The sequence below is a fragment of the Streptomyces sp. NBC_00435 genome (assembly GCF_036014235.1).
GTDB lineage: Bacteria > Actinomycetota > Actinomycetes > Streptomycetales > Streptomycetaceae > Streptomyces.
In genome coordinates this window covers 4,923,067-4,934,097 of the sequence record NZ_CP107924.1, presented here as the reverse complement: position 1 = coordinate 4,934,097, position 11,031 = coordinate 4,923,067, and the positions used below count along the sequence as shown (strand labels likewise).

Below are 11,031 nucleotides of genomic sequence, written 5' to 3'. Positions count from 1 at the left end.
TGCCCTCTTCGTAATCGATCCATGCCCGATACGGACCCGATCCATGCCTCGGATCCCGGATCGAGCCTGCCGATCGCACGATGGATCTGAGAATTGCGCGCCGCGTCCCGTTCGTCAAGGCCCCCTGCTCCGAGCGGATCATCCCAGGACCCTGCCGCGAAGCAACGAAGATCACCCTACTCCCCAACGAGACAGGGGCAAATCAGGCACTCCGGGTACGCCAAAGGGCGACCACCCTTACGGGTGATCGCCCTTGGTTGAGGCCTCAGAGAGGCCTCAGAGGTGTTACTTGACCTCGACAGCCGCGCCGGCACCCTTGAGGGCCTCGGCAGCCTTGTCAGCGGCCTCCTTGGCGACCTTCTCGAGGACGGGCTTCGGAGCGCCGTCGACGAGGTCCTTGGCCTCCTTCAGGCCGAGGGAGGTCAGCTCGCGCACGACCTTGATGACCTGGATCTTCTTGTCGCCGGCACCGGTGAGGATGACGTCGAACTCGTCCTGCTCCTCGACGGCCTCAACAGCGGCGCCGCCACCGGCGGGGCCGGCAACCGCGACGGCCGCAGCGGCGGTGACGTCGAACTTCTCCTCGAACGCCTTCACGAACTCGGAGAGCTCGATGAGGGTGAGCTCCTCGAACTGAGCGAGCAGGTCTTCCTGGCTGAGCTTCGCCATGATGGGCGATCCTTCCACTAAATCGGCAGGTGCCGGATGTATATAGAGGCGGGCGTAACGGCCCGCTTTGACCCGCGCACTAGGCGGCGCGGATCAGTGCGCGAGCCGAATTACTCGGCACCGCCCTGCTCGGCGAGCTTGACGCGAAGCGCTTCCGCAGTGCGGACGAACTTCGACGGCAGCGCCTGGAAGAGCGAGGCAGCCTGAGACTGCTTGCCCTTGAACGCGCCGGCCAGCTTGCTGAGCAGAACCTCGCGGGACTCGAGGTCCGCAAGCTTCTTGATCTCATCGGCGGTGAGCGCCTTACCATCAAGGACACCCGCCTTGATGATGAGGTTCGGGTTTTCCTTGGCGAAGTCACGCAGGCTCTTCGCCGACTCCACCGGGTCACCGGTGATGAAGGCGACCGCGGTGGGACCAGCGAAGTGCTCGTCCAGCGCGGTGATCCCGGCCTGGTTGGCCGCAATCTTGGTCAGCGTGTTCTTCACCACGGCGTACTGGGCGTTCTCACCGAGAGAGCGACGCAGCGTCTTGAGCTGCGCGACGGTGAGACCCCGGTACTCGGTCAGCACGGCGGCGTTCGAGTCGCGGAACTGGTCCGTGAGCTCGGCTACCGCGGCAGCCTTGTTGGGCGTCGGCATAGTGCGTCGGCCTCCTTCCGGGTGATGAGGACCGCTCAGAAGGGGCTAAATACGAAACGCCCCGGCGCAGGCGCCAGGGCGTAGCTCAACCAGAACGAGTTCCGGGAACTTTCCTTGAACACCTGCGCAGGACGTCCGCAGTCAGCGGATCCTTCGGCCACCACACCCTTGCGGGCACGGCAACGACCAGCGGTCTTTGGCTTCTCGACGAGAGTACGTGAAGGGTGCCTCGCCGAGCAAATCGGTCACGGCCCGGGGTTTGCGGCCCCTGCGGCCCTGGGTACGGAAACGGGCCCCCCGCACCCGTGAAGGGGTGCGAGGGGCCCGTTCAGGCCGTTTCAGCGAGCCCTGAGGCTCAGGGCCCGGAGGCCCCGTGCCGATCAGACAGCAGCCGGGTCTTCCTCGACGAGGAGGTTCCGGGTGCGGTTGGAGTCCAGCGCGATGCCGGGGCCCATGGTGGTGCTGAGGGCGGCCTTCTTGATGTAGCGGCCCTTCGCGGCGGACGGCTTCAGACGAAGGATCTCGTCCAGGGCCGCGCCGTAGTTCTCGACCAGCTGCTCATCGGAGAAGGAGACCTTACCGATGATGAAGTGCAGGTTCGAGTGCTTGTCGACGCGGAACTCGATCTTGCCACCCTTGATCTCGGTGACAGCCTTCGCGACGTCCATCGTGACGGTGCCGGTCTTCGGGTTCGGCATCAGGCCACGGGGACCGAGCACGCGGCCGAGGCGGCCGACCTTGCCCATGAGGTCCGGGGTGGCCACAACGGCGTCGAACTCGTTCAGGCGGTTGCCCTTGGCGATCTCGTTGATGAGCTCGTCGTCGCCGACAATGTCGGCGCCGGCGGCTTCCGCGGCCGCAGCACGGTCACCGGTCGCGAAGACCAGGACCCGGGCGGTCTTGCCGGTGCCGTGCGGGAGGTTCACGGTGCCGCGAACCATCTGGTCGGCCTTGCGCGGGTCTACACCCAGGCGGAAGGCGACCTCGACGGTGCTGTCGAACTTGGTCGCGGAGGTCTCCTTGGCGAGACGGACGGCCTCGAGCGGGGCGTACTGCTTCTCCCGGTCGATCTTGGCGTCCGCAGCGCGGAGAGTCTTGCTGCGCTTCACTTCTGCTCCTGTGTTGTGTCAGGCGTGGAGTCGTGGTGCGGACCAGCGCTTGGCCCTACCACTGTGGTGCTGGGGTGGCTGGATCAGCCTTCGACCGTGATGCCCATCGAACGCGCGGTGCCGGCGATGATCTTCTCGGCCGCGTCGATGTCGTTGGCGTTCAGGTCAGGCATCTTCAGCGTGGCGATCTCGCGGACCTGGTCACGCGTAAGCTTCGCGACCTTGGTCTTGTGCGGCTCGCCGGAGCCCTTCTCCACGCCCGCGCTCTTCAGGATGAGGCGCGCGGCCGGCGGAGTCTTGGTGATGAAGGTGAAGGAACGGTCGTCGTAGACCGTGATCTCCACCGGCACGACCATGCCACGCTGCGACTCGGTCGCGGCGTTGTAGGCCTTGCAGAACTCCATGATGTTGACGCCGTGCTGACCGAGCGCGGGGCCGACCGGCGGAGCCGGGTTGGCCGCACCGGCCTTGATCTGGAGCTTGATAAGCCCCGTGATCTTCTTCTTCTTGGGAGGCATTGCTCTCTCCGGGTCCTAGTGAGAGTTTTCGCCGCCAATCCGGTCATCCGGATGGAGGCATACCGCACCACGATAACGGGTATCGGCGCGGGGCTGAAAACCGAGCAGGTCAGACCGCCCGCAAGGGGGCAATCTGACCTGTCCGGAAGCGGTGAGTCAGAGACCTGAGGACCGAGGGATCAGTTCTTCTGGATCTGGTCGAAGCTGAGCTCGACCGGGGTCTCGCGGCCGAAGATCTCGACGAGACCCTTGACCTTCTTCGAGTCCGGGTTGATCTCGTTGATGGTCGCCTGCAGCGTCGCGAACGGTCCGTCGGTGACGGTGACCGAGTCGCCGACCTCGAAGTCCAGGACCTCGATGGTGCGCTTGACGGAGGGTGCCGGCAGACCGGCCTCTTCCGCCGCCAGCTTGGCGGCCTTCTCCTGCGCCTCGGGAGCGAGCATCTTGACGATCTCGTCCAGGGTCAGCGGGTACGGGTCGTAGGCGTTGCCCACGAAGCCGGTGACGCCGGGGGTGTTGCGGACGACGCCCCAGGACTCGTTCGTCAGATCCATGCGGACGAGAACGTAACCGGGCAGCTTGTTCTGCCGGACGTTCTTGCGCTCGCCGTTCTTGATCTGGACGATCTCTTCCTCGGGCACCTCGGCCTGGTAGATGAAGTCCTCGACGTTCAGCGAGACGGCACGCTGCTCGAGGTTGGCCTTCACCCGCTTCTCGTAGCCGGCGTAGGTGTGGATGACGTACCACTCGCCGGGCAGGAGGCGCAGCTCGTCGCGCAGGGCCTGGATGGGGTCGACGGGCTCGGCGGGCTCGGCCTCTACGGCCTCCTCGGCCTCTACGTCGGCCTCGGCCTCTACGTCGTCGTCCTCGTCGGAGGCCTCTTCGTCAGAAGCCTCTTCGTCGGAGGCCTCGTCGTCGGTCTCGTCCTCGACGGTCTCGTCCTCGTCGGAGTCGTCGTCCGCCTCTTCGGCTTCGGCGTCGTCCTCGGCCTCGGCGTCGACCTCTTCCTCGACGTGCAGCGCGGCCTCTTCGGCGGCGACACCCGCCTCGGCGTCGGCGAGCTCGGCCTCATCGGGGTCCACGGCGTCTGCAGCCTCGACGATGTCGAGCTCGTCCTCGACGGACTCGACGGAGTCGCGGCTCACGTTCAGGTTCGGGTCAGACACGGTGGCTGCTTCTTCCTGGATACAAAAGGTGGTCGAACATGCGAAAACGGGCGGCAGCCATCAAGGCGCCGCCCTCCGCGGGGATCAGCCGAAGACGAACTTGATGGCTTCCTGGAACCCGTAGTCAATCACGGTCACGAGACCGATCATGATGACGACGAAGACAATCACCACGGAGGTGTACGTCGTGAGTTGATTACGGGTGGGCCAGACAACCTTGCGGAGTTCCGCGACAATCTGGCGGTAGAAGAGCGCGAGACGACCCAGAGGGCCCTTCTTGCCGCGCTTGCCGCCCTTGCGGGCCTTCTTCTCGCGAGTGTCGTCCTCGGCGTCAGGCATGTCGATGGAGCCCAGGGCGTCCGTCACGTCTCTCACCTGAATCCGGGTCGTGGCCGTAGCCGCGCCCGGTTGCGCCGCACGGCATTGCATCGAAGTACGTACCTGCGCACACATCCGAGAAATGGAGTGTGGAGCAGGGCCGGAGGGACTCGAACCCCCAACCGCTGGTTTTGGAGACCAGTGCTCTACCAATTGAGCTACGACCCTTTGCGTCCCTCAACCTACCGCATCCGAGCGAGTGCTCGGAGTGCTCACGCTCTGCAGCGGTTGGCGAGGTCCAACGACGGTTGAGTGTACGTGGTCCGGGCCCTGACGTCGAACAGCGCCATCCGGAGAGTGCGCGTCCGGTAGCTGAAACGGCCTGCGGCGCTCGTTTGGCGTCTGGGACGATTGGCCGCATGACCTCTGAAACGCCTTCCGCCGAGCGCCGCGTATCCGCCCGCATCGGTGCCATCTCCGAATCCGCCACCCTCGCCGTGGACGCCAAGGCCAAGGCCCTCAAGGCCGCCGGGCGTCCGGTGATCGGTTTCGGAGCGGGCGAGCCCGACTTCCCCACCCCGGACTACATCGTCGACGCCGCGGTCGAGGCCTGCCGCAACCCGAAGTACCACCGCTACACGCCGGCCGGCGGCCTGCCCGAGCTGAAGGCCGCCATCGCCGCGAAGACGCTGCGTGACTCAGGCTACGAGGTTGACGCGTCCCAGGTCCTGGTGACCAACGGTGGCAAGCAGGCGATCTACGAGGCGTTCGCGGCCATCCTGGACCCGGGCGACGAGGTCATCGTCCCGGCCCCGTACTGGACCACGTACCCGGAGTCGATCCGGCTGGCCGGCGGTGTCCCGGTCGAGGTCGTCGCCGACGAGACCACCGGCTACCGCGTCTCCGTCGAGCAGCTCGAGGCGGCCCGCACCGAGCGCACGAAGGTCGTCCTGTTCGTCTCCCCGTCGAACCCGACCGGCGCCGTCTACTCCGAGGCCGACGCCGAGGCGATCGGCCGCTGGGCCGTCGAGCACGGTCTGTGGGTCCTGACCGACGAGATCTACGAGCACCTGGTCTACGGCGACGCGAAGTTCGTCTCGCTCCCGGCGATCGTTCCCGAGCTGGCCGACAAGTGCATCGTCGTCAACGGCGTCGCCAAGACGTACGCCATGACGGGCTGGCGCGTGGGCTGGGTCATCGGCCCGAAGGACGTGGTCAAGGCCGCGACGAACCTGCAGTCGCACGCCACCTCCAACGTCTCCAACGTGGCCCAGGTCGCGGCGCTGGCCGCCGTCTCCGGCAACCTGGACGCCGTCCACGAGATGCGGACGGCTTTCGACCGCCGCCGCCAGACGATGGTGCGGATGCTGAACGAGATCGACGGCGTCTTCTGCCCGACCCCCGAGGGCGCGTTCTACGTGTACCCGGCGGTCAAGGACGTGCTCGGCAAGGAGATCCGTGGCAGGCGCCCGCAGACCTCCGTCGAGCTCGCGGCCCTGATCCTGGACGAGGCCGAGGTCGCGGTCGTCCCGGGCGAGGCCTTCGGCACGCCCGGCTACCTGCGCCTCTCCTACGCCCTCGGCGACGAGGACCTGGTCGAGGGCGTCTCCCGGATCCAGAAGCTCCTGGCGGAGGCCAAGGCCTAGCCACGGCCTGGCCAAGGCCTGGGCCTCCGGCGGTTCGCAGCACGGTCCGAGCGGCGGTTCCCCCTACGGGGAGCCGCCGCTCCGGCGTTTCCGGGGGCCGGATTCACGACCGACGCCGGCAAGATCCAGCCCCACCGGCGATTGGGGCGCGGGTCCGGGCAGCCCCTGGGAAGCCCCGCCCAGCGGACCCATCGGCCCCGTTCATGCGTTCGCGCAAGCCCCCGATCGGTAAAACCCCCTCCCGCCGAGCGCGGCGGTACGGCAGGATCACCAGATGGAGCACGTACGCGATCTCACGCTTCTGCCGAAAGCCCACCTCCACCTGCACTTCACCGGCTCGATGCGCCCGTCGACCCTGCTGGAGCTCGCCGACAAGTACGGCGTGCGGCTGCCCGACGCCCTCACCAACGCCGAGCCACCGAAGCTCCGTGCCACGGACGAGCGCGGCTGGTTCCGCTTCCAGCGGCTCTACGACGCCGCCCGGTCCTGCCTCCGCGAGCCCGACGACATCCGCCGGCTGGTCCGTGAGGCCGCCGAGGAGGACGTGCGGGACGGCAGCGGCTGGCTGGAGATCCAGGTGGATCCCACCTCCTACGCCCCTCTCCTCGGCGGGATGATCCCCGCCGTCGAGATCATCCTCGACGCCGTCGACGCCGCCTCCCGGGACACCGGTCTCGGCATGCGCGTCCTCATCGCCGCCAACCGCATGAAGCACCCCCTCGACGCCCGCACCCTGGCCCGCCTGGCCGTCCGCTACGCCGACCGGGGGATCGTCGGCTTCGGCCTCTCCAACGACGAGCGCCGCGGGATGGCCCGCGACTTCGACCGGGCCTTCGCCATCGCCCGCGAGGGCGGGCTGCTCGCCGCCCCGCACGGGGGCGAGCTGACCGGGCCGTCCTCCGTCCGGGACTGCCTCGACGACCTCCACGCGGCCCGCATCGGGCACGGCGTACGGGCCGCCGAGGATCCCCGCCTGCTCGCGCGGCTCGCCGACCGGCAGATCACCTGCGAGGTCTGCCCGGCGTCCAACGTCGCCCTCGGGGTCTACGAGCGCCCCGAGGACGTCCCGCTGCGCACCCTCTTCGACGCCGGGGTCCCCATGGCCCTCGGCGCGGACGACCCGCTGCTGTTCGGGTCCCGGCTCGCGGCCCAGTACGAGATCGCCCGAAGGCACCACGCCTTCACGGACGCGGAGCTCGCCGAGCTGGCCCGCCAGTCGGTACGCGGCAGTGCCGCGCCCTCCGACATACAGGACAAGCTGCTGGCCGGGATCGACCACTGGATCGCTTCGTAGGGGCCGCCGGCGCGCGGAGCGCCGGCTTCAACGCGTGAGCCGCAGGTCGCCCTCGTGGCAGTCGGCCCGTACCCGCGCGCCGTCGGGGAAGCCGATCTCCAGGTGGGTGCGGCCCTGCGCGGGCAGCGCGTACTCGGCGACCGATTCGACGGTCTCGCCGAGGTGGCGCAGGAAGGGGTGGTCGCCCAGGTCCTCGCCGACCTCGATGCGGCCCCACTCCCCCATGTCGTAGGCCTCGTGCGGCGCGGCGGACTCCACGATGAGGCAGGCGTCGGAGCCGGTGGTGATCCGGGTGGATTCCCCGTCGCTGTCGAGGAGCCAGACGTCGAGGGGTGCCTCGGAGCGTTCGCCGTCGCTGATGTGCCAGGACGCCACGACCCTTCTGATCGTGCGTCCCACCAGCCGGGTGGGGTCCGTACCGGCCCCGTGCAGGGGACAGAGCATGGGAGGGCCGGGACTCCTCAGATGCTGACGCCGACCGTCACCGGCTCGTTGACGAGGGTGACGCCGAAGGCCGCGTGGACGCCCGCGACGACTTCGCGGGCCAGGACGAGGAGGTCTTCGGTGGTGGCCTCGCCCCGGTTGGTGAGGGCGAGGGTGTGCTTGGTGGAGATGCGGGCGGGGCCGTCGCCGTAGCCCTTGGTGAAGCCGGCCTTGTCGATCAGCCAGGCCGCGCTGGTCTTCGTACGGCCCTCGCCGGCCGGGTACGCCGGCGGGGTGGTGCCGGGGCCGAGCCGGTCCTGCGCGCGGGCGAGGAAGGCGGCGTACGCCTCGTCGCCGAGGATCGGGTTGTGGAAGAAGGAGCCGGCCGACCAGGTGTCGTGGTCGGCGGGGTCCAGGACCATGCCCTTGCCGGCGCGCAGCCGCAGGACGGTTTCGCGGGCCTGCGCCGCCGGGACCCGGTCGCCGGCCCCCACGCCGAGGGCGCGCGCCGTCTCCGGGTACTTGACCGGCGCGGACAGTCCGCCCGCGTCCTCCAGGGCGAAGCGGACGCGCAGGACGACGTACCGTTCCGGCTGGTGCTTGAAGAGGCTGTCACGGTACGAGAACGCGCACTCGGCGGCCGACAGGGTGACCGTCTCCCCGCGCGTGCGGTCGTAGGCGACGACCTCGGTGATCGTGTCGCAGACCTCCTGGCCGTACGCCCCGACGTTCTGGATCGGGGTGGCGCCGGCCGAGCCGGGGATCCCTGCGAGGCATTCGATGCCCGCGAGTCCCGCCTCGACGACCCGGGCGACGGAGTCGCTCCAGTTCTCCCCGGCCGCGAGCTCCAGGCGGGTCCCGTCGAGCGTGAATCCGGTGGTCGCGATCCGCAGGGCGGTGCCGTCGAAGCCCTGGTCTCCGATGACCAGGTTGCTGCCGCCGCCGATGACCAGGAGCGGGGTGCCGCTCCCGTCCGCGGCGCGCACGGTGGCGACGACCTCGGCGTCGGTGGTCGCGGTGACCAGGCGCGTGGCGGGGCCGCCGAGCCGGAAGGTGGTCAGCGGGGCGAGGGGGGCGTCGTGGAGTTCCTGCACGTGGACAAGAGTACGGTCCGTGTCCCCCCATCCCGGCGGGGCCACGGACCGCGTTCGCACCGCGGGCGCCGTACGGGCGCTCAGCGGGCCTGCTTCTGCTCGGCGAGCCGGCGCTCCGCCTCGGCCCAGCCGATGGGCAGTTCGCTCGCCGGGACGGTCCAGAAGGTGAACTCGGACTCCTTCATGTACGTGGCGGCCGCACGCGAGCTGCTGCGGTGCGGTTCGCTGCGCGCGAAGCGGTAGAGCGCTTCGCGGTCCTCCCAGGCCGACAGGGTGAGGAAGGTCCGGCTGAGGACCCGGGCCCGCAGGCCGACCCCGTGCGCGCCGGGGGCCTTGCGGATCTGGCGGATGATGCCGGGCGACTTCAGGAAGAAGCGCAGGGCTCCGGTCAGGCTGGCCGTCTCGAAGCGGGAGGCCATGACGTAGACCTCGGCGTCGGCGGCGGCTCGGGTGGGCGTGGACCAGGGGACATCGGGCATGACGGGCCTCTCCTTCGCTCGGTACGAGTCGTACGGATCTTCGTGCGGTGCGGCTGCTGCGGTTCTCCCGGCCGGCCGCCGCCCGGCCGGCGGTCGGCCGGGCGGGACCGGTCAGACGGCCACCTTCGCGGGGGCGTCGGAGACGTCGGCCGCTGCTGCGGCTTCGGCGGCTTCCGCCGCCCGGCCGGCGGTCGCGCGGGCCTTCTCCTTGTCCCGGCCGGGGAGCAGCAGGGCCAGGGCGGCCGCCACGGCGACGACGGCTCCGCCGATCCAGAGGGCGGGGACGGTGCCGTCGGTGAAGGACTGCCCGGACTGGTAGCCGCCCTGGGCGGAGAAGACGGAGGCGAGGACGGCGACTCCGAGGGCTCCGCCGACCTCGCGCAGGGCGCTGTTGGCGCCGGCTGCCTTGCCCTGGTCGGCGGGGGCGACGGTGGACATGAGGGCGTTGGAGGCGGGGGCGAAGAAGAGGCCCATGCCGATGCCACTGATGATCAGCGCCGGGAGCTGGGCGGCGTAGGAGACGTCGGTGCTCAGGATCATGGCGAACCAGCCGAGGCCGACGGCCTGGAGCGCGAGCCCGGCGACCACGACGGGACGGCTGCCGATCCGGTCGGAGAGGATCCCGGAGATCGGGGCGGCGATCATGGGCATGCCGGTCCAGGGGAGCATGCGCAGTCCGGCTTCGGTGGGCGAGTAGCCGAGGACGCCCTGGAGGAACTGGCTCAGCAGGAAGATCGAGCCGAACATCCCGACGAACATCAGCAGGCTCGCCATGTTGATGCCGAAGAACCCGCGGTCGCGGAAGAGTCGCATGGGCAGGACCGGGTTGGCGTTGTGGAACCCGTGGTGGACGAACCCGGCGACGAGCGCGGTACCGACCAGCAGCGCGCTGAGCACGGGGAGGCTGGTCCAGCCGTGCGCGTTGGCGTTGACCAGCCCGTAGACGATCCCGAAGAGTCCGCCGCTGATGAGCAGCGTCCCCGGGACGTCGAGCTTGGCCTGCGGGGCGGTGGACTCGGCGAGGCGGAGCCGGGAGAGCGGGATCAGGGCCAGACCGATCGGGACGTTCAGCCAGAAGATCCACTGCCAGGAGATGTGCTCGGTCAGGCTGCCGCCGATGAGCGGCCCGCTGGCGACGGCGAGGCCGGTGAGGGCTCCGTAGATGCCGAGGGCCATTCCGCGCCGGGCGGCGGGCACGGCGACGGTGAGCAGCGTGAGTGAGAGCGGCATCATGATCGCCGCGCCCACGCCCTGGACGGCCCGGGCGGCGATGAGCGCGTCGATGCCGGGCGACAGGGCCGCGGCGGCGGACGCGCCGGTGAAGACGGTCATGCCGGCGATGAAGAGCCGCCGGCGGCCGAACCGGTCACCGAGGGCCGCGCCGAACATGAGCAGGACGGCGAAGGTGAGCGTGTAGGCGTTCACCGTCCACTCCAGGTCCTCCAGCTTTCCGCCGAGGTCCTCGCGGATGGAGGGGAGCGCGGTGGTGACGACGAGGTTGTCGAGCGCGGCCATGAAGCTGGCGGCCCCGGTGATGACGAGGGCCCAGATCGCGGGCCCTCGAAGCTTGGTGTCCTGGTCCTGCATGATTCCCCCAAAACTAGTTATTGATCACTAACTTCAACGGGCAGAGCTGGGCCCGGTGGCGGACCGCCTACCTGCCTGCCTGTCTAC

General features: G+C 69.3%; 12 protein-coding genes and 1 tRNA gene. 2 read left to right on the top strand and 11 right to left on the bottom strand.

Translation table 11 applies throughout. The features are described 5' to 3' along the window. Positions 1–285: 285 nt before the first annotated feature. The 7 genes from rplL to OG389_RS22720 form a co-directional block, all read right to left on the bottom strand. Positions 286–669 carry a 50S ribosomal protein L7/L12 gene (gene rplL, locus OG389_RS22750; protein WP_328300307.1) on the bottom strand — a complete coding sequence of 128 codons (384 nt, stop codon included), beginning with the start codon at positions 667–669 and terminating at the stop codon, positions 286–288. Between the two features lie 110 nt (positions 670–779). Beyond that, a complete protein-coding gene (rplJ, locus tag OG389_RS22745) occupies positions 780–1,310 on the bottom strand; it encodes a 50S ribosomal protein L10 (RefSeq protein ID WP_215023401.1) in 531 nt (176 codons plus the stop codon). 380 nt (positions 1,311–1,690) lie between these two features. Then, positions 1,691–2,419, bottom strand: a complete 729-nt coding sequence (gene rplA, locus OG389_RS22740) for a 50S ribosomal protein L1 (RefSeq protein WP_328300306.1) — start codon at positions 2,417–2,419, stop codon at positions 1,691–1,693. A gap of 83 nt (positions 2,420–2,502) precedes the next feature. Continuing rightward, complete coding sequence (gene rplK, locus OG389_RS22735; RefSeq protein WP_053682632.1) at positions 2,503–2,937, bottom strand: 50S ribosomal protein L11; 435 nt, start codon at positions 2,935–2,937, stop codon at positions 2,503–2,505. 179 nt (positions 2,938–3,116) lie between these two features. Further along, entirely contained in the window at positions 3,117–4,103 is a 987-nt protein-coding gene (gene nusG / locus OG389_RS22730) for a transcription termination/antitermination protein NusG (protein ID WP_328300305.1), read from the bottom strand. Between the two features lie 84 nt (positions 4,104–4,187). After that, the gene (secE, locus tag OG389_RS22725) at positions 4,188–4,469 is read right to left on the bottom strand and encodes a preprotein translocase subunit SecE (RefSeq protein ID WP_243333337.1); all 282 of its coding nucleotides are present in this window, start codon (positions 4,467–4,469) and stop codon (positions 4,188–4,190) included. Between the two features lie 107 nt (positions 4,470–4,576). Then, positions 4,577–4,649: transfer RNA gene (locus OG389_RS22720), tRNA-Trp, on the bottom strand. Between the two features lie 191 nt (positions 4,650–4,840). Here OG389_RS22720 and OG389_RS22715 point away from each other — a divergent pair. Both OG389_RS22715 and OG389_RS22710 read left to right on the top strand, forming a co-directional pair. Next, a complete protein-coding gene (locus tag OG389_RS22715) occupies positions 4,841–6,067 on the top strand; it encodes a pyridoxal phosphate-dependent aminotransferase (protein WP_328300304.1) in 1,227 nt (408 codons plus the stop codon). Positions 6,068–6,341: 274 nt separating this feature from the next. Next, positions 6,342–7,361: an adenosine deaminase gene (locus tag OG389_RS22710; RefSeq protein WP_328300303.1), complete on the top strand. Its 1,020-nt coding sequence runs from the start codon at positions 6,342–6,344 to the stop codon at positions 7,359–7,361. Positions 7,362–7,388: 27 nt separating this feature from the next. On the opposite strand, the gene OG389_RS22705 is transcribed toward OG389_RS22710, so the two are convergent. From OG389_RS22705 to OG389_RS22690, 4 genes are all read right to left on the bottom strand, one after another. Next, a complete protein-coding gene (locus tag OG389_RS22705; protein ID WP_328300302.1) occupies positions 7,389–7,805 on the bottom strand; it encodes a hypothetical protein in 417 nt (138 codons plus the stop codon). Positions 7,806–7,822: 17 nt separating this feature from the next. Then, a complete protein-coding gene (locus tag OG389_RS22700) occupies positions 7,823–8,878 on the bottom strand; it encodes a UDP-N-acetylmuramate dehydrogenase (RefSeq protein ID WP_328300301.1) in 1,056 nt (351 codons plus the stop codon). Between the two features lie 80 nt (positions 8,879–8,958). Further along, positions 8,959–9,357, bottom strand: a complete 399-nt coding sequence (locus OG389_RS22695) for a DUF3291 domain-containing protein (protein ID WP_328300300.1) — start codon at positions 9,355–9,357, stop codon at positions 8,959–8,961. A gap of 111 nt (positions 9,358–9,468) precedes the next feature. After that, the gene (locus OG389_RS22690; RefSeq protein WP_328300299.1) at positions 9,469–10,944 is read right to left on the bottom strand and encodes a DHA2 family efflux MFS transporter permease subunit; all 1,476 of its coding nucleotides are present in this window, start codon (positions 10,942–10,944) and stop codon (positions 9,469–9,471) included. Positions 10,945–11,031 lie beyond the last annotated feature (87 nt).